The organism is Pseudomonas sp. GL-RE-29, from assembly GCF_019947275.1.
GTDB classification, from domain to species: domain Bacteria; phylum Pseudomonadota; class Gammaproteobacteria; order Pseudomonadales; family Pseudomonadaceae; genus Aquipseudomonas; species Aquipseudomonas fluorescens_A.
The window spans coordinates 1-16,733 of the sequence record NZ_JAGYGD010000054.1 but is presented as its reverse complement, the minus strand read 5'-3'; the positions used below and the strand labels follow the sequence as shown (position 1 = coordinate 16,733).

At 59.9% G+C, this 16,733-nt stretch carries 17 protein-coding genes; 13 read left to right on the top strand and 4 right to left on the bottom strand.

Going from position 1 to position 16,733, the window contains the following annotated elements; genetic code table 11:
• Positions 1–49 precede the first annotated feature (49 nt).
• Complete coding sequence (locus tag KGB21_RS28120) at positions 50–1,594, top strand: CoA-acylating methylmalonate-semialdehyde dehydrogenase (protein WP_223507403.1); 1,545 nt, start codon at positions 50–52, stop codon at positions 1,592–1,594.
• Positions 1,595–1,604: 10 nt separating this feature from the next.
• Complete coding sequence (gene mmsB, locus KGB21_RS28115; RefSeq protein ID WP_223507402.1) at positions 1,605–2,492, top strand: 3-hydroxyisobutyrate dehydrogenase; 888 nt, start codon at positions 1,605–1,607, stop codon at positions 2,490–2,492.
• 214 nt (positions 2,493–2,706) lie between these two features.
• On the opposite strand, the gene KGB21_RS28110 is transcribed toward mmsB, so the two are convergent.
• The 3 genes from KGB21_RS28110 to KGB21_RS28100 all read right to left on the bottom strand — a co-directional run bounded on the left by KGB21_RS28110 (position 2,707) and on the right by KGB21_RS28100 (position 5,633).
• Positions 2,707–3,051, bottom strand: coding sequence for a cupin domain-containing protein (locus tag KGB21_RS28110; protein ID WP_007946320.1), 345 nt, complete (start codon positions 3,049–3,051; stop codon positions 2,707–2,709).
• 170 nt (positions 3,052–3,221) lie between these two features.
• On the bottom strand, positions 3,222–4,625 hold the full coding sequence (locus KGB21_RS28105) for an amino acid permease (protein WP_034148374.1): 1,404 nt from the start codon (positions 4,623–4,625) through the stop codon (positions 3,222–3,224).
• Between the two features lie 105 nt (positions 4,626–4,730).
• A complete protein-coding gene (locus KGB21_RS28100) occupies positions 4,731–5,633 on the bottom strand; it encodes a LysR substrate-binding domain-containing protein (RefSeq protein ID WP_223507401.1) in 903 nt (300 codons plus the stop codon).
• A gap of 225 nt (positions 5,634–5,858) precedes the next feature.
• Between KGB21_RS28100 and KGB21_RS28095 the strand changes: the two genes are divergently transcribed.
• A complete protein-coding gene (locus tag KGB21_RS28095; protein WP_223507400.1) occupies positions 5,859–6,623 on the top strand; it encodes a sulfite exporter TauE/SafE family protein in 765 nt (254 codons plus the stop codon).
• Here KGB21_RS28095 and KGB21_RS28090 read toward each other — a convergent pair.
• Positions 6,613–6,927 (bottom strand): putative quinol monooxygenase, encoded by a 315-nt coding sequence (locus KGB21_RS28090; protein ID WP_034148371.1) that lies wholly within the window; start codon positions 6,925–6,927, stop codon positions 6,613–6,615. The genes KGB21_RS28095 and KGB21_RS28090 overlap by 11 nt on opposite strands.
• 164 nt (positions 6,928–7,091) lie before the next feature.
• On the opposite strand from KGB21_RS28090, the gene KGB21_RS28085 reads away from it, so the two are divergent.
• The 10 genes from KGB21_RS28085 to KGB21_RS28040 all read left to right on the top strand — a co-directional run bounded on the left by KGB21_RS28085 (position 7,092) and on the right by KGB21_RS28040 (position 16,567).
• Positions 7,092–7,682, top strand: coding sequence for an NAD(P)H-dependent oxidoreductase (locus tag KGB21_RS28085; protein ID WP_223507399.1), 591 nt, complete (start codon positions 7,092–7,094; stop codon positions 7,680–7,682).
• 217 nt (positions 7,683–7,899) lie between these two features.
• Positions 7,900–8,811 (top strand): LysR family transcriptional regulator, encoded by a 912-nt coding sequence (locus KGB21_RS28080; protein ID WP_034148369.1) that lies wholly within the window; start codon positions 7,900–7,902, stop codon positions 8,809–8,811.
• 103 nt (positions 8,812–8,914) lie between these two features.
• Positions 8,915–9,808, top strand: coding sequence for an NAD-dependent epimerase/dehydratase family protein (locus tag KGB21_RS28075; RefSeq protein WP_223507398.1), 894 nt, complete (start codon positions 8,915–8,917; stop codon positions 9,806–9,808).
• A 208-nt stretch (positions 9,809–10,016) separates the two neighbouring features.
• Positions 10,017–11,462: a SulP family inorganic anion transporter gene (locus KGB21_RS28070; protein WP_223507397.1), complete on the top strand. Its 1,446-nt coding sequence runs from the start codon at positions 10,017–10,019 to the stop codon at positions 11,460–11,462.
• Between the two features lie 187 nt (positions 11,463–11,649).
• Positions 11,650–12,999 (top strand): gluconate:H+ symporter, encoded by a 1,350-nt coding sequence (locus tag KGB21_RS28065; protein ID WP_223507396.1) that lies wholly within the window; start codon positions 11,650–11,652, stop codon positions 12,997–12,999.
• A 15-nt stretch (positions 13,000–13,014) separates the two neighbouring features.
• The gene (locus KGB21_RS28060) at positions 13,015–13,875 is read left to right on the top strand and encodes a MurR/RpiR family transcriptional regulator (RefSeq protein ID WP_223507395.1); all 861 of its coding nucleotides are present in this window, start codon (positions 13,015–13,017) and stop codon (positions 13,873–13,875) included.
• Position 13,876: 1 nt separating this feature from the next.
• Positions 13,877–15,334, top strand: a complete 1,458-nt coding sequence (locus KGB21_RS28055) for an N-acyl-D-amino-acid deacylase family protein (RefSeq protein WP_223507394.1) — start codon at positions 13,877–13,879, stop codon at positions 15,332–15,334.
• A gap of 119 nt (positions 15,335–15,453) precedes the next feature.
• The gene (locus KGB21_RS28050; RefSeq protein ID WP_223507393.1) at positions 15,454–15,822 is read left to right on the top strand and encodes a glyoxalase superfamily protein; all 369 of its coding nucleotides are present in this window, start codon (positions 15,454–15,456) and stop codon (positions 15,820–15,822) included.
• 83 nt (positions 15,823–15,905) lie between these two features.
• A complete protein-coding gene (locus KGB21_RS28045) occupies positions 15,906–16,151 on the top strand; it encodes a FitA-like ribbon-helix-helix domain-containing protein (RefSeq protein WP_034148362.1) in 246 nt (81 codons plus the stop codon).
• Positions 16,148–16,567 carry a type II toxin-antitoxin system VapC family toxin gene (locus KGB21_RS28040; RefSeq protein ID WP_223507392.1) on the top strand — a complete coding sequence of 140 codons (420 nt, stop codon included), beginning with the start codon at positions 16,148–16,150 and terminating at the stop codon, positions 16,565–16,567. The genes KGB21_RS28045 and KGB21_RS28040 overlap by 4 nt, the downstream gene beginning before the upstream one ends.
• Positions 16,568–16,733 lie beyond the last annotated feature (166 nt).

Genomic DNA, 16,733 nt, shown 5'->3' with positions numbered 1-16,733 from the left:
ACTTTCTCGCCTTGGCTCCTGAAATAAAAACAAACATCCGGAGACCCACATGAACGCTTCGCTCACGCCTACTGAAACCCCCAACGAATCAAAAACAAGTGTGCAAAAGGTCAAGCTGCTGATTGACGGCGAGTGGGTCGAATCCCAGTCCACCGAATGGCACGACATCATCAACCCGGCGACCCAACAAGTGCTGGCCAAGGTGCCGTTTGCCACCTCTGAAGAAGTCGACGCAGCGATCAGCGCCGCCCATCGTGCCTTCCAGACCTGGAAGCTGACCCCGATCGGCGCACGGATGCGCATCATGCTCAAGTTGCAGGCGCTGATTCGCGAACACTCCAAGCGTATTGCCGTTGTGCTCAGCAACGAGCAAGGCAAAACCATTGCCGACGCCGAGGGCGATATTTTCCGTGGCCTGGAAGTGGTTGAACACGCTTGCTCCATCGGCAGCCTGCAAATGGGCGAGTTCGCTGAAAACGTGGCGGGCGGTGTGGACACCTATACCCTGCGTCAACCGATCGGCGTTTGCGCCGGCATCACGCCGTTCAACTTCCCGGCGATGATTCCACTATGGATGTTCCCGATGGCCATCGCTTGCGGTAACACCTTCGTGCTCAAGCCATCCGAGCAGGACCCGATGTCGACCATGCTGCTGGTGGAACTGGCCATCGAGGCTGGCGTTCCGGCGGGCGTGCTCAACGTCGTGCACGGCGGCAAGGATGTGGTGGATGCGCTCTGCACCCACAAAGACATCAAGGCTGTTTCGTTCGTCGGTTCGACCGCGGTCGGTACTCACGTTTACGACCTGGCCGGCAAACACGGCAAACGCGTTCAATCGATGATGGGCGCGAAGAACCACGCCGTGGTGCTGCCGGATGCCAATCGTGAGCAAGCGCTGAATGCACTGGTCGGCGCCGGTTTTGGCGCGGCGGGTCAACGCTGCATGGCCACTTCCGTGGTGGTGCTGGTGGGCGCGGCCAAGCAGTGGCTGCCGGACCTGAAAGCGCTGGCGCAGAAACTGACCGTGAATGCCGGCAGCGAGCCAGGCACCGATGTCGGTCCGGTGATCTCGAAAAAAGCTAAGGCACGGATTCTCGATCTGATCGAAAGCGGCATCAAGGAAGGCGCCAAACTGGAGCTGGACGGTCGCGACATTACGGTTGCGGGTTACGAGCAAGGCAACTTTGTCGGCCCAACCCTGTTCTCCGGTGTGACCACTGACATGCAGATCTACACCCAGGAAATCTTCGGCCCGGTGCTGGTGGTGCTTGAGGTCAATACCCTCGACGAGGCCATCGCCCTGGTCAACGCCAATCCGTTCGGCAACGGCACGGGCCTGTTCACCCAGAGCGGTGCGGCGGCGCGTAAGTTCCAGACCGAAATCGACGTCGGCCAGGTCGGGATCAACATCCCGATTCCAGTGCCGGTGCCGTTCTTCAGCTTCACCGGTTCCCGTGGTTCGAAACTCGGCGACCTCGGCCCGTATGGCAAGCAAGTGGTGCAGTTCTACACTCAGACCAAGACTGTCACCAGCCGCTGGTTCGATGACGACAGTGTCAACGACGGTGTGAACACCACCATCAACTTGCGATAAGGAGCCGAACATGAAAATTGCTTTTATCGGTCTCGGCAACATGGGCGCGCCGATGGCGCGCAACCTGATCAAGGCCGGTCACGCGCTGCGCCTGGTCGATCTGAATAAAACCGTGCTGGCGGAGCTGGAGCAACTGGGCGGCAGCATCAGCGCTTCGGCCCGCGAGGCGGCGGACGGTGCGGAGCTGGTGATCACCATGCTGCCGGCGGCTGTGCACGTGCGCAGCGTTTGGCTGGGTGAGGACGGCGTGCTCGCCGGCATCGGTAAAGGCGTACCGGCCGTGGATTGCAGCACGATCGATCCGCAGACCGCGCGTGATGTCGCTACCGCTGCTGCGAAGCAGGGTGTGGCGATGGCTGATGCGCCGGTCTCCGGCGGCACGGGCGGTGCAGCCGCCGGGACGTTGACCTTCATGGTCGGCGCCACCCCGGAACTGTTCACCACCCTGCAACCGGTGCTGGCGCAGATGGGCCGCAACATCGTCCATTGCGGTGAGGTCGGTACCGGGCAAATTGCCAAGATCTGCAACAACCTGCTGCTGGGGATTTCCATGGTAGGCGTCAGTGAAGCCATGGCCCTGGGCGATGCGCTGGGTATCGACACCAAAGTGCTGGCGGGCATCATCAACAGCTCCACCGGGCGTTGCTGGAGTTCGGAGATGTACAACCCGTGGCCGGGCATTGTCGAAACGGCGCCGGCGTCGCGTGGTTATACAGGCGGTTTTGGTGCCGAATTGATGCTCAAGGATTTGGGACTGGCCACGGAAGCCGCGCGTCAGGCGCACCAACCGGTGGTGCTCGGGGCGGTGGCCCAGCAGTTGTATCAGGCGATGAGTTTGCGTGGGGAAGGCGGGAACGACTTCTCGGCGATCATCAATAGCTATCGCAAACCGCAATAGGGAACGAGCTTTTGTGGCGAGGGAGCTTGCTCCCGCTAGTTCGCGAAGCGGACCCAAATCCGGTCAGTGCGGTGTTTCAGGTAGATCGCGGTTGCCAGCTTTACGACTGCTGCGCAGCCGAGCGGGAGCAAGCTCCCTCGCCACGGGATTTGTATTGCGCTTGAAATAATCTTTAACCGGGAAATCACATTGGGTGATCTCCCGGTTTTTTGTATCAGGCAAACACGAAATATTTGCGCACGGTTTCCACCACTTCCCACGTACCTTTCATCCCCGGTTCAATCACGAAAATGTCACCGGCCCGCAGGTGGATCGGTTCTTTGCCCTCAGGGGTGATGATGCAGTAACCCTCGCGGAAATCGCAGTACTCCCACTTCACGTATTCGACGTACCACTTGCCCGGCGTGCAGATCCAGGTGCCCATGATCTTGCTGCCATCTTCGCTGGTGTAGGCGTTGAGGTTGACGGTGTGCGGGTCGCCTTCGAGTTTTTCCCATTTGCAGGCGTCGAGTACGGGCAGCGGGTGGGTGTCGCGAAGTACGGTGATCGGTGCGGTCATGATGACTCCGGGCAGTGGGTTCAAGAAACGAAGTCGAACCCTATAGCGCCCGTCCACCGGCCAGTTGTCTGTAGTCGACATTGAGCTGTCCAGAAACGCGCGGTCATCTGGTACACCCAATAAAAACGCCTCGGCATTCATCGAGTGCCGGGGCGTTTTTTATTGCAGGGTTATTCGGCCACTGGCAGGTTCCGGTGCCTGGCCATGCGTAACCGGTAGCAGCCGTAGATGAACAACACCCATACCGGCATGGCGTATACCGAAGCGCGTACCGGCGGGATCATCCAGATAACGCAGATGATCACGGCCATGAACAGCAGGCACAGGTAATTGGTGTACGGCGACCAGAACGCCTTGAAGCCTGGTACGACGCCGCGCTGAGCCATGGCCTTGCGAAACTTCAAGTGCGTCAGGCTGATCAGCGCCCAGTTGATCATCAGCGAAGCGACCACCAGGGCGAACAACAGCTCAAGCGCTTCATGCGGCGCGACGTAGTTGACCAGCACGGCCAACATGGTGATCAGCGCGGACACGCCCAGCGCGCGAATCGGAACGCCCTGCTTGTTCAACTTCATCAGCGACTTCGGTGCATCGCCCTGTTCGGCCAGGCCGAAGAGCATGCGGCTGTTGCAGTACACGCCGCTGTTGTAGACCGACAGCGCCGCAGTGAGCACCACGAAGTTGAGGATTTGCGCGGCGGTGTCGCTGCCGATCAAGGCGAAGATCTGCACAAACGGGCTGCCGCTGTAGGCATCGCCGGAAGCGCCCAGTGTTTGCAGCAGTTGATCCCACGGATACAACGACAGCAGCACGGTGAGTGCGCCGACGTAGAAGATCAGCACGCGGTAAACCACTTGGTTGATCGCCTTGGGAATGACCTTTCTCGGCTCGCTGGCTTCCGCGGCGGTGATGCCGACCAGCTCCAGGCCGCCGAAGGAAAACATGATAAACGCCATCGCCATCAGCAAACCGCTGTAGCCGTTGGGGAAGAAACCGCCGTGGTCCCACAGGTTGCTCACCGACGCTTGCGGGCCGCCAGTACCGCTGAACAACATGTAGCAGCCCAGGGCAATCATGCCGACGATGGCCACGACCTTGATGATCGCGAACCAGAACTCCATCTCACCGAAGATTTTCACGTTCAGCGTGTTGATCAGGTTGACCAGCACAAAGAACACCGCTGCGCTGACCCAGGTCGGCACTTCCGGCCACCAGAACTGTATGTATTTGCCGACCGCCGTCAGCTCGGCCATGCCCACCAGCACATACAGTACCCAGTAGTTCCAGCCGGACAGGAAACCGGCGAAGCTGCCCCAGTAATTGTGGGCAAAATGGCTGAACGAGCCGGCCACCGGTTCCTCGACAATCATCTCGCCCAACTGGCGCATGATCAGAAAGGCGATAAACCCGGCGATCGCATAGCCGAGGATCATCGACGGACCGGCGGATTTGAGCACCCCGGCGGAGCCCAGGAACAGCCCGGTGCCAATGGCTCCACCCAATGCGATCAGTTGAATATGACGATTTTTCAACCCCCGCTTGAGTGTTCCCTGTTGCAAGATTTCGTCCGCCATCTGTTTCCCTTCTGCTTGTTTTGGTCAGGCCAGGTTTGAAAGGCGCGATTTTACTCTCGGTAAGCCTTTCGCAATACAGCTGAGCATAGGGTGGATTGTTGCATTTCAAGGATTTTCGGTCTGGTTTGAGGTACGCAAGGCCTCGAACAATGCCCTGGCATACCCGGGCAGGTGGTCGAATGAGCGGCCGCATAGCAATAGTTTTCGTTGTGCCCAGTCTTCCTTCAGGGTGAAGCTTTTGAACGGTCGATCATCGGGACGGCGCTGGATCGCCGCCAGCGGCACGATTGCCAGCCCGGCGCCGTGAGCAACCATGCGCATCACTGCGTCGAAACCTTCGGCGCGGATACGGATTTGCATGCGGATACCTGCGTGCAGCGCCTGTTCTTCGAGATACACCGCCAAAGCGCTGTTGGCGGCCAGGCCCACGTAATCGTGACGCAATGTATCGCTGAAACTCGGTGATTCGACGTCGGCCAAGGGATGCCCGGGCGGCATGATCAGCACCAGCGGATCGTCGCGAAAGGGCAGGGTTTCCAGCGAGTGGGTGTCCACTGCATCGGAGACGATGCCTAGGTCGGCGGCACCCTCTCGCAAGGCGTGGGTGATGCGCGCGCTGGGGCGTTCTTGCAGGTCGATGTCGAGGTTGGGGTGGTCGCGCAGAAAGTCGGCGAGCAACTCGGGCAGGTATTCGGTGATGGCGGTGGTGTTGCACAACAAGCGCACCTGGCCTTTGACGCCTTTGGCATATTCGGCCAGGTCTTGCTGCATGTGTTCGGCCTGTTGCAGCAGGACGCGGGCGTGTTGCGCCAGGGCTTTGCCGGCAGGTGTCGGTGTTACGCCGCGACGACCCCGCTCGAGGAAATCAGTGCCGAGGGACGATTCCATCGCGCGGATTCGTGCGCTTGCCGCGGCCAGCGACAGGTGGCTGCGAGCGGCGCCGGCGGTGATGTTGCCGGTGTCGAGGATGTTCAGGTAAAGGCGTAGGTCGGTGAGGTCGAAGTGCATGGCGGCAGGCTCTGAAAGTGTGGTGTCTGGGAGGGCGCCATCGCTAGCAGGCTAGCTCCCACAGTGGACCGAGTTCTCCCATGGTGCATGCGATCAAATGTAGGAGCGAGCCTGCTCGCGATAAGGCCGGTCGCCTTTACTCAATCATCAGCCTCTTGCTTGGGAATAGGCACCCTCAGTATATGGCAGATTTTCAACCGGCCAATCCGGGCTCACCATAGCCCCATGAATACATTCGCCTCGTTCTACCAAAATCTCGGCTTGACCCTGTCATTGTTGGTTATCACCACCTTCCTGCTGGCCGGCATGATCAAAGGTGTCATCGGTCTTGGCCTGCCGACTATTGCCATGGGCTTGCTCGGTCTGGCTATGGCGCCGTCACAGGCTGCCGCACTGTTGATCATTCCTGCGACCCTGACCAACATCTGGCAACTGGCTTTCGGCGGACATCTGCGTGGGTTGATCAAACGGCTGTGGCCGATGCTGCTGGCGATTTTCATTGGCACCGGCGCGGGCACGCTGTGGATCGGCATGGCAGGAGGGCACTGGGTGGTGCGCGGTTTGGGGGCGGCGTTGTTGCTCTATGCGTTGAGCGGTTTGTTCCTGCCGACCTTGCGTGTAGGCGCAAGCAGTGAGCGCTGGCTAGGCCCGCTGTGCGGCGTGCTGACAGGCGTTATTACCTCGGCCACCGGCGTGTTCGTGATTCCGGCAGTGCCGTATATGCAGGCGCTGGGCTTGAGCAAGGATGAGCTGGTTCAGGCGATGGGCCTGTCGTTCACCGTGTCGACGCTCGCCTTGGCCGCCGGGCTGTTATGGCGCGGCGCCCTCGGTGGTGGTGAGTTGAGTGCATCGTTGCTGGCGCTGATTCCGGCCGTGTTGGGCATGCTGTTCGGGCAATGGCTGAGGCAACGGATCAGCGCCGTGTTGTTCAAGCGCGTGTTCTTTATTGGCCTCGGCTTACTCGGCGGTCATTTGTTGATCAACGGCTAGCGGACGACGGGCTGATCATTTTAATGGCGCGGATTTCGAAATCCCGTTCCAGGTATTCATCACGTTGTTCGAGGAATTGCTTCATGTGTGGCAGGTTCGAGTGCACGTCGAGGTGTTCCTGGGACTGCCAGATCTCGTAGAAGATAAACAGCGTCGGGTCCTGCTTGTCGCGCAGCATGTGGTATTCGATGCAGCCGGGTTCGGCGCGACTGGCTTCTACATAGCCGCTGAAAAATGCTTCAAAGGCGTCGGATTTTTCCGGGCGGGTCTTGGCGTGCAGGATGAAGCCTTGCAGTTCACTCATCAGAAAACTCTCCTCAAGTCAGAATCGGCGCCAGTTTAAGGCAACAATCAACGGTTGATTCGTGCGTGTGGGTCAAATGAGATTTGTGAAATGGGCGCTTACTCCGCGCGAGGCGGATCGTTACTCTGCCGCCATCCAATTCCTGACCCTTCCCGAGACCTCCCATGAAAAAAGTTCGGTTACTCAATGGCGGCAAAAAATTCGCCCACTCTGATGGCCGCTACAACACCACGCTGCATGAAGCCGCGCTGAGCGTGCTGGATCGCGGCGGTATCGATGTCAAAGCCACGTTCATCGACGAGGGATACGACGTCGCTGAAGAAGTCGCCAAGTTCCTCTGGGCTGACGTGATCATTTACCAGATGCCCGGCTGGTGGATGGGCGCGCCATGGACCGTGAAGAAGTACATCGACGAAGTCTTCACCGAAGGTCACGGCAGCCTCTACGCCAGCGATGGCCGCACCCGTTCCGACGCCTCGCAGAAGTACGGCAGTGGCGGTCTGGTACAGGGCAAGCAATACATGCTGTCGTTGACCTGGAATGCGCCGCAGCAGGCGTTCGACGATCCGACAGATTTCTTCGAAGGCAAGGGCGTGGACGCCGTGTATTTCCCGTTTCACAAGGCCAACGAGTTCCTCGGCATGACCGGTTTGCCGACGTTCCTTTGCGTGGACGTGATGAAACGCCCGAACATCGAAGGTGATGTGGCGCGTTATGAGCAACATTTGGCCGAGGTGTTTGGCCTGAAGGTGTAAGCCTCCGCTACTATCGATATCTGAAGCGGACACTGACCTGTGGCGAGGGAGCTTGCTCCCGCTCGGCGGCGAAGCCGTCGTAAAACCGGTAAACGCGGTGCAGCTGAGTGACCGTGTTCACCTGTTTTGAGTCCGCTTCGCGCACCAGCGGGAGCAAGCTCCCTCGCCACAATGGATCCTCCACACAGGTGAGCAGGACTATCGATAAGGGAAACACGTGAAAGCCAGATCCGATGAGTTGCAGATTTTCGTCTGCGTGATCGAATGCGGGTCGATTTCCGCGGCCGCCGAGCAGGTCGGGCAGACGCCGTCGGCGGTCAGTCGCACGTTATCGCGGCTGGAGGCCAAACTCGATACCACGTTGATCAACCGCACCACCCGGCGAATGGACCTGACCGAGGAGGGCAAGTATTTCTTCGAGCACGCCAAGCTGATTCTCGATCAGATGGACGAGCTCGAAGAGCGCTTGTCCTCGCGTCAGCAAACGCCGTCCGGACGCTTGCGCATCAACGCCGCGTCGCCGTTCATGCTGCACGCCATCGTGCCGTACATCGATGAGTTCCGCCGGCTCTATCCCGACATCCAGCTCGAACTCAACAGCAACGACCTGATCATCGACCTGCTTGAACAAAGCACCGACATTGCCATCCGTATCGGCACACTCGCCGACTCGACCCTGCACGCTCGTTCCCTGGGTTGCAGCCCACTGCACATCGTCGCCAGCCCGGCGTACCTGGAAAAACACGGCACGCCGATGGCGGTCGCTGATCTGTCCAACCACACGCTGTTGGGATTCACCCAAAACGAAGGCCTCAACCAATGGCCGCTGCGCTACGTGCATGGCGATCGCTGGCCGATCCAGGCTTCCCTCAGCGCCTCCAGCGGCGAGACCATCCGTCATCTCGCACTGGAAGGCCAGGGCATCGCCAGCCTGTCGCATTACATGACCATCGAGGACATTCGTGCCGGACGCTTGAAAGTCTTGCTGGGCGAATTCAACAGCGGTTATCGCCAGCCGATCAACGCGGTGTACTACCGCAACTCGCAGTTGGCCTTGCGCATCCAGTGTTTCCTCGACTTCATCCAGAGCAAATTGGCGGTTTATGCTTCAACGAATTTCAGCGACTGATTCGTGATTCCTGCGCAAGAGTGAATTGGGTCAGCGGGGATTTTTCGCCAGTGATCGCTGCTTGATACTCGTTGCATCACTTATCAACGCAGGGAGTTTCTCCATGAACGTATTCGTTACCGGTGCTGCCGGTTTTATCGGCGGTTCCATCGCCACGGGCCTGATCAAGGCCGGTCATAACGTTACCGGTCTGGTGCGCAACACCGAACAGGCGGATGAATTGAAAGCGCTGGGCATCACACCCGTGGTCGGCACGCTGGATGACAGCGCGCTATTGGCCGAACAGGCGCGGGCCGCCGACGCCGTGATCAACGCCGCCAGCAGCGACCATCGCGGTGCAGTGGAAGCCTTGCTCGATGCCCTGCGCGGCTCCAACAAAGTGTTCCTGCACACCAGCGGTTCGAGCATCGTCGGTGATGCTTCTGGCGGTCAGGCCAGCGACGTTATCTACGTCGAGGACAACCTGCCGGAACCGACCGTGGACAAGGCCGCACGCGTGGCCATCGACAACCTGATCCTCGCTGCGGCGAAGGACGGCGTGAACTCGGCAGTGATCTGCAACACGCTGATCTACGGCCACAGCCTGGGCGTCAATCGCGACAGCGTGCAATTGCCACGCTTGCTGAAACAGGCGCGCAAAAGCGGTGTGGTCCGGCATGTCGGCACTGGGCAGAACATCTGGTCCAACGTGCACATCGAAGACGTGGTGTCGTTGTATTTGCTGGCGCTGACCAAAAACATTCCGGGTACGTTCTACTTTGTTGAAAGCGGCGAAGCGTCGTTTATCGACATGACCACGGCGATGGCCGAGGCGTTGAATCTGGGCAAGCCACAAGACTGGCCGCTGAAGGATGCTGAAGCAGAGTGGGGTTATGAAATGGCCAATTATGGCCTGGGCTCCAATAGCCGGGTTCGCGGCAAGCATGCGCGGGAGTTGCTGGGTTGGGTGCCGAAGCGTACGTCGGTGGTGGATTGGATTCGTCACGAGATGGTGTGAGTTCGCTTTAGACCGCGTCATCCTTCATCGCTGGCAAGCCAGCTCCCACAGGTATTGTGTCGTTCACTGAATGGGCGAACGACGCAGAACCTGTGGGAGCGAGGCTTGCCCGCGATGGCATTTCCGAAGTCGCATAAACTGGCCGGGCCGCCCTCGATTCCGTAACATCCGCAAACTCTTTTTCGCTATTCCCTGCACGCGGTCCCCCATGAAACCAAAACACCTACGCGCCGATGCCCTCGCTGGCCTCACGACGTCTTTTGCCCTGTTGCCCGAATGCATTGCTTTTGCACTGGTGGCGCACCTCAATCCGCTGATGGGGCTGTATGGCGCGTTCATCATTTGCACCTTGACCGCGCTGTTCGGCGGCCGGCCGGGCATGGTGTCCGGTGCCGCCGGGTCGATGGCGGTGGTGATTGTCGCGCTGGTGGTGCAGCACGGTGTGCAGTACCTGCTGGCGACGGTGCTGCTGGGCGGGTTGATCATGGCGGCGTTCGGCCTGCTGCGGCTGGGCAAACTGGTGCGCATGGTGCCGCACCCGGTGATGCTCGGGTTCGTCAACGGTCTGGCGATCATCATTGCCCTGGCGCAACTGGAGCACTTCAAGAGTGGCGAGACCTGGCTGAGCGGTAAGCCGCTGTACATGATGATCGGGCTGGTCGCGGTGACAATGGCGATTGTCTACGTGCTGCCTCGTCTGACCCGCGCCATTCCGCCAGCCCTGGTGGCGATTCTCGGTGTGGGACTGGCGGTTTATCTGCTCGGCCTGCCGACGCGTACCCTCGGCGACATGGCGCATATCGCGGGCGGCTTGCCGACCGTTGCCTTGCCGGACATTCCCTGGAACCTGGACACCCTGCGCATCATCGCGCCTTACGCGATTTTGATGGCGATGGTGGGTCTACTCGAAACCCTGCTGACCCTCAACCTCACCGACGAAATCACCGAAAGCCGCGGTTACCCGGATCGCGAGTGCGTGGCGCTGGGTGCGGCCAACGTGGTGTCCGGTCTGTTCGGCGGCATGGGCGGTTGCGCGATGATCGGGCAAACCGTGATCAACCTCAGTTCCGGTGGCCGAGGCCGGTTGTCCGGCGTGGTGGCCGGGGTGGCTATTCTGCTGTTCATCCTGTTCCTGTCGCCGTTGATCGAGCGCATTCCGTTGGCTGCGCTGGTCGGCGTGATGTTCGTGGTCTCGCAGCAGACGTTTGCCTGGGCTTCGCTGCGGGTGCTGAACAAGGTGCCGCTGAACGATGTGCTGGTGATCATCGCGGTGACGGTGATTACCGTGTTCACCGACCTGGCCACGGCGGTGCTGTGCGGGATCATCATTGCGGCGCTCAACTTCGCCTGGCAGCAGGCTCGGCAGTTGTACGCCGACAGCCATCTGGAAAGCGACGGCAGCAAGCTTTACCGCGTTCACGGCACGTTGTTTTTTGCCTCGACCACGCCGTTTCTGAATCAATTCGATACGGCCAACGACCCGGCGCACGTGACGCTGGATTGTCGTCATCTGAGCTTCGTCGATTATTCCGCCATCGCTGCGCTGGATACCCTGCGCGAGCGCTACACCAAGGCCGGAAAACATCTGCGGGTGTTGGGTCTTTCCGAGCGTTGCAAGAAGCTGCTCAAACGCGCGCGTGTGCATCACGACTGACGGCTAAACCGGCTGGCGGCGATGAAAATTCGCCGCCCCGATTTTCATTATTCGCGACACGACATATCCGTGAGCGACACTTCTTACCTCTGTACGAAAATTACTTTCACCTCGTTTGAATATCGCGTCTCGAAATGTTTTAAGAGTTTCACAAAACTTTCGACGTGACCCTCTCGAGGAGTACCGCATGACCCTGTCCTTCGGCTATTGGCTGCTGGTGTACGCCGCCATCGCCATCATTGCTTTGATCGTTCTGATCGCCCGTTATCGGCTTAATCCGTTCATTGTCATCACCCTGATTTCCATCGGCCTGGCGTTGGTGGCGGGGATGCCGCCGTCCGGCGTGGTCGGGGCGTATGAGGCGGGCGTCGGCAAGACCCTGGGGCACATTGCGCTGGTGGTGGCGCTGGGCACGATGCTCGGCAAGATGATGGCCGAGTCCGGCGGCGCCGAGCAGGTGGCGCGGACCTTGATCGACCGCTTCGGCGAGAAGAACGCCCATTGGGCGATGGTGTGCATCGCCTTTCTGGTGGGGCTGCCGTTGTTCTTCGAGGTCGGTTTCGTGTTGCTGGTGCCGATCGCGTTCACCGTGGCGCGCCGGGTTGGCGTGTCGATCCTGATGGTCGGCTTGCCGATGGTCGCGGGTTTGTCCGTGGTGCATGCGCTGGTGCCGCCACACCCGGCGGCGATGCTGGCGGTGCAGGTGTATCAGGCGTCGGTGGGGCAGACTTTGCTGTACGCGATTCTGATCGGCATTCCGACCGCGATCATCGCCGGTCCCTTGTACGCCAAGTTCATCGTGCCGCGCATTCAGTTGCCGGCGGAAAACCCGCTGGAAAAGCAGTTCCTCGAACGCGAACCGCGCGATAGCCTGCCGAGTTTCGGCCTGACCATGGCGACAATCCTGTTGCCGGTGGTGCTGATGCTGATCGGCGGCTGGGCTAACCTGATTTCCACACCGGGTACGGGTTTCAACCAGTTCCTGCTGTTCATCGGCAACTCGGTGATTGCGCTGCTGCTGGCGACTTTGCTGAGCTTCTGGACCCTCGGCCTGGCCCAGGGTTTCAACCGCGAATCGATCCTGAAATTCACCAACGAATGCCTGGCGCCGACCGCCAGCATTACCTTGCTGGTGGGCGCTGGCGGCGGTCTGAACCGGATTCTGGTAGACGCTGGCGTCACCGACCAGATCGTCGGCCTGGCCCACGAATTCCACTTGTCGCCGCTGTTGATGGGGTGGTTGTTCGCCGCGCTGATGCGCATCGCCACCGGTTCCGCCACCGTGGCCATGACCACCGCCTCGGGCGTGGTCGCGCCGGTGGCCATTGGTCTGGGTTATCCGCATCCGGAATTGTTGGTGCTGGCGACGGGGGCAGGGTCGGTGATTTTTTCTCACGTCAACGACGGTGGCTTCTGGTTGATCAAGGAATACTTCAACATGACAGTCACCCAGACCTTCAAGACCTGGACGGTGCTAGAGACGCTGATCTCGCTCGTCGCTTTCGGCCTGACCGTTGGCCTTTCTTATCTGATTTAACCGGAGCCGCCCGCCATGGACATCCTCTACCAGATCCGCGCTCGCCAGGATTCCTTCAGTGCCGGTGAAGGACGCATCGCCCGGCTGATGCTCGACGACGTAGGGTTTGCCGCATCCGCCAGCCTCGATGAGCTGGCGCAGCGGGCGGAAGTCAGCACCGCGACGCTGTCGCGTTTTGCCCGCACGGTGGGCTGTCGCGACTTGCGCGACTTGCGTTTGCAGCTGGCCCAGGCCAGCGGAGTCGGCAGCCGTTTTCTCGACCCGGCGGGGACACCGGATCAGTCGGCGTTTTATGGGCAGATCGTCGGCGATATCGAGTCGACCCTGCGTCAGCATTTGTCGGCCTTCGACGAGTCGCGCTTCGCCGATGCGGTGAAACTGCTGGGCAAGGCACGGATGATTCATGCCTTCGGCATGGGCGGGTGCTCGACCTTGTGCAGCGATGAATTGCAGGTGCGCCTGGTGCGCCTCGGCTATCCGATTGCGGTGTGCCATGACGCGGTGATGATGCGCATCACCGCTTCCAGCCTCAGCGCCGAACACGTGGTGATTGTCTGCTCGTTGACCGGCATCACCCCCGAGTTGCTGGAAACGGTGGAACTGGCGCGCAGCTACGGCGCGCGCATTCTGACGATCACCCGGGCTGATTCGCCGCTGGCGCAACTGGCCGACATCGTGCTGCCGCTGCAAAGCGCCGAAACCTCGTTCATCTACAAACCGACGGCGGCGCGCTACGGCATGTTGCTCGCCATCGACGTGCTTGCCACCGAGCTGGCACTGGCCAATCCTGAAGACAATCAAGAACGTCTGCGGCGGATCAAACTCGCCCTGGACGATTACCGCGGCGGCGATGATCACTTGCCGCTGGGAGACTGACATGATGTACGACACGCTGATCCGCAACGCCCTGATCATCGACGGCAGTAACACCCCCGGCTACCCCGCCGACGTGGCGATTCTGAACGGTCGCATCGAGCGCATCGGTGATTTGCGCGAGGCTCGCGCGAGGGAGGAAATCGACGCCGCCGGCCACGTGCTGGCGCCGGGTTTCATCGACGTGCACACCCACGACGACACGGTGGTGATCCGCCAGCCGCAGATGTTGCCCAAGCTCAGCCAGGGCGTGACCACGGTGATCGTCGGCAACTGCGGCATCAGCGCGTCACCGGTGAGTTTGCGCGGTGATCCGCCGGACCCGATGAACCTGCTGGGCACCCGTGCTGCGTTTGATTATCCGACGTTCAGCGATTACCGAGCGGCCGTCGAAGCGGCGAACACAACGCTCAATGTCGCTGCATTGGTCGGGCATACCGCGCTGCGCAGTAATCACCTCGACGATCTGTTTCGCACCGCCAGCGCTGATGAAATCGCCGCGATGCGTGAGCAACTGCGTGAGAGTCTCGAAGCCGGCGCGCTGGGCTTATCGACGGGTCTTGCCTACGCCAGCGCTTTCTCGGCGTCCACTGACGAAGTCATGCAACTGACCGAAGAGCTGACCGCATTCGGTGCGGTCTACACCACCCATTTGCGCAGCGAGTTCGAACCGGTGCTGGAGGCCATGGACGAGGCGTTCCAGATCGGCCGCCATGCGAAATCCCCAGTGATCATTTCCCACCTCAAATGTGCCGGGGCCGGTAATTGGGGACGTAGTCCGCAGCTGCTGGCGTCCCTCGAACAGGCGGCACAAACCCACCCGGTGGGCTGCGATTGCTATCCCTATGCGGCGAGTTCTTCGACGCTTGATCTCAAGCAGGTCACCGACGCCCATCGCATCACCATCACCTGGTCGACGCCGCACCCGGAAATGGGCGGCCGCGACCTGATGGACATCGCCGCCGAGTGGAACGTCTCGTTGCTCGACGCGGCCCGCCAACTGCAACCGGCCGGCGCGGTGTATTACGGGATGGACGAGGCCGATGTACGACGAATCCTCGCGCACCCGTTGTCGATGGTTGGCTCCGATGGTCTGCCGGAAGATCCGTTTCCGCACCCGCGCTTGTGGGGCGCGTTCCCGCGAGTGCTCGGACATTTCAGCCGTGACGTAGGACTGTTTCCCTTGCACACCGCCGTGCACAAAATGACTGGCCTGTCGGCGTCGCGATTCGGCCTGAAGGAGCGGGGCGAAATCCGCGAAGGGCATTGGGCGGACCTGGTGCTGTTCGATCCGGCGACCATTCGTGATGTGGCCGACTTCAATGATCCGCAACAGGCTGCCGAGGGCGTCGAAGGGGTTTGGGTCAACGGTGTGCTGAGTTATCGCGACGGTCAGGCGAACGGGCGTCGGGAAGGGCGGTTTCTGGCGCGGGAAGGGGATTTGCGCGACGGGTTTCAGTAACGATTTGGGGGGCGCGTCACAGTGATGGCATATTGAGATTAAAGAATGCCATCCCTAAGCCGAACTGCTGACGTACAGCCCGGCTACACTGTGGGCAATTTCTGTCTGGGAGCAATTTGATGAGCTTCGGCAAAACCACTCCGATCCTGCGCATCTTCGATGAAATCAAGGCTGTTGAATTCTACGTCGACTTCCTCGGTTTCAAGATCGACTGGCAGCACCGCTTCGAAGCCAATTTCCCGCTGTACCTGCAAGTCTCTCGCGGCGAATGCGTGCTGCATTTGTCCGAACACCATGGCGACGCCACACCAGGCTCGGCCCTGCGCATCGAGACTAATGAACTGGAAACCTTCCAGCAGCAACTGCTGGCCAAGGAATACCCGTTCGCCCGCCCGCAGATCCAGGCGATGCCGTGGGGCAGCCAGGATATGACGATTGCTGATCCGTTTGGCAATCGGTTGGTGTTTACCAATGCGATTAGTGTTTGAGGCCGTTCGGAAAAGTGACGCGTTTTAGCGCGGCCTGATGTGCTAGCTTGCTATCAACGATTTCATTGATTGCAGGAGGCATCATGGCCAGTATCACGATCAGAAACCTCGACGATCAAATTAAAGAGCAGCTGAGAATTGCAGCTGCTCACAACGGGCATTCCATGGAAGAGGAAGCTCGTCTTATCCTGGGTAGGGCGTTAGCCTCCGTCGACCGTTCGGGAGGGCTTGGCAGCAGAATCCGTACCCGGTTCAGCGCATGTGGCGGGGTCGATCTCGATCTGCCTTCTCGGCATGAGAAAGCGAGTGCGGTGGACTTCTCGGAATGATAGTGCTCGATACCAATGTGCTTTCGGAATTCATGCGGGTCGAGCCTGACAATCAGGTTCTTGCTTGGGTAGATGCGCAGCCAGCGATGGAGCTGGCAATAAGTGCCGTTACCGTGGCAGAAATTCTTCATGGCATCGCGCGCCTCCCTTCTGGCAAGCGCAAACAAAAACTTGAATCACATGCTATGGCAATGTTTGAAGAAGACTTTGCCGGACGGATTTTGCCTTTTGATGTTCATGCCGCAGTCGAATACGCGACGCTGGTGGCGGCTTGTGAAGCCAAGGGGCGGACCGCGTCGATGGCTGATGCGCAGATTGCCGCCGTTTGCCGAGTCCACGGAGCTCCGATTGCCACCCGTAACGTGCGGGACTTCGAGTTTTCAGGGATGGAAGTGATCAATCCGTGGGAAGCTTAATGCCTTCATTGCAAGACCGATCGCCATCGCGAGCAGGCTCGCTTGTATGTTTAGACTTGAAGGGGTGGGCGGGACTAAAAGCTCGATTCCGACTCTAGCCAGTACGGACCGTGGGAGACTTCTCGTCCCGCCCTTTCTACCCGAAGCGCCGATAAGGAATTCATCG

Excerpts from the sequence above, each read along its gene's own strand:
- KGB21_RS28120 (WP_223507403.1), top strand. The coding sequence starts at position 50 with ATGAACGCTTCGCTCACGCCTACTGAAACCCCCAACGAATCAAAAACA.
- mmsB (WP_223507402.1), top strand. The coding sequence starts at position 1,605 with ATGAAAATTGCTTTTATCGGTCTCGGCAACATGGGCGCGCCGATGGCG.
- KGB21_RS28110 (WP_007946320.1), bottom strand. The coding sequence starts at position 3,051 with ATGACCGCACCGATCACCGTACTTCGCGACACCCACCCGCTGCCCGTA.
- KGB21_RS28105 (WP_034148374.1), bottom strand. The coding sequence starts at position 4,625 with ATGGCGGACGAAATCTTGCAACAGGGAACACTCAAGCGGGGGTTGAAA.
- KGB21_RS28100 (WP_223507401.1), bottom strand. The coding sequence starts at position 5,633 with ATGCACTTCGACCTCACCGACCTACGCCTTTACCTGAACATCCTCGAC.
- KGB21_RS28095 (WP_223507400.1), top strand. The coding sequence starts at position 5,859 with ATGAATACATTCGCCTCGTTCTACCAAAATCTCGGCTTGACCCTGTCA.
- KGB21_RS28090 (WP_034148371.1), bottom strand. The coding sequence starts at position 6,927 with ATGAGTGAACTGCAAGGCTTCATCCTGCACGCCAAGACCCGCCCGGAA.
- KGB21_RS28085 (WP_223507399.1), top strand. The coding sequence starts at position 7,092 with ATGAAAAAAGTTCGGTTACTCAATGGCGGCAAAAAATTCGCCCACTCT.
- KGB21_RS28075 (WP_223507398.1), top strand. The coding sequence starts at position 8,915 with ATGAACGTATTCGTTACCGGTGCTGCCGGTTTTATCGGCGGTTCCATC.
- KGB21_RS28070 (WP_223507397.1), top strand. The coding sequence starts at position 10,017 with ATGAAACCAAAACACCTACGCGCCGATGCCCTCGCTGGCCTCACGACG.
- KGB21_RS28065 (WP_223507396.1), top strand. The coding sequence starts at position 11,650 with ATGACCCTGTCCTTCGGCTATTGGCTGCTGGTGTACGCCGCCATCGCC.
- KGB21_RS28060 (WP_223507395.1), top strand. The coding sequence starts at position 13,015 with ATGGACATCCTCTACCAGATCCGCGCTCGCCAGGATTCCTTCAGTGCC.
- KGB21_RS28055 (WP_223507394.1), top strand. The coding sequence starts at position 13,877 with ATGATGTACGACACGCTGATCCGCAACGCCCTGATCATCGACGGCAGT.
- KGB21_RS28050 (WP_223507393.1), top strand. The coding sequence starts at position 15,454 with ATGAGCTTCGGCAAAACCACTCCGATCCTGCGCATCTTCGATGAAATC.
- KGB21_RS28045 (WP_034148362.1), top strand. The coding sequence starts at position 15,906 with ATGGCCAGTATCACGATCAGAAACCTCGACGATCAAATTAAAGAGCAG.
- KGB21_RS28040 (WP_223507392.1), top strand. The coding sequence starts at position 16,148 with ATGATAGTGCTCGATACCAATGTGCTTTCGGAATTCATGCGGGTCGAG.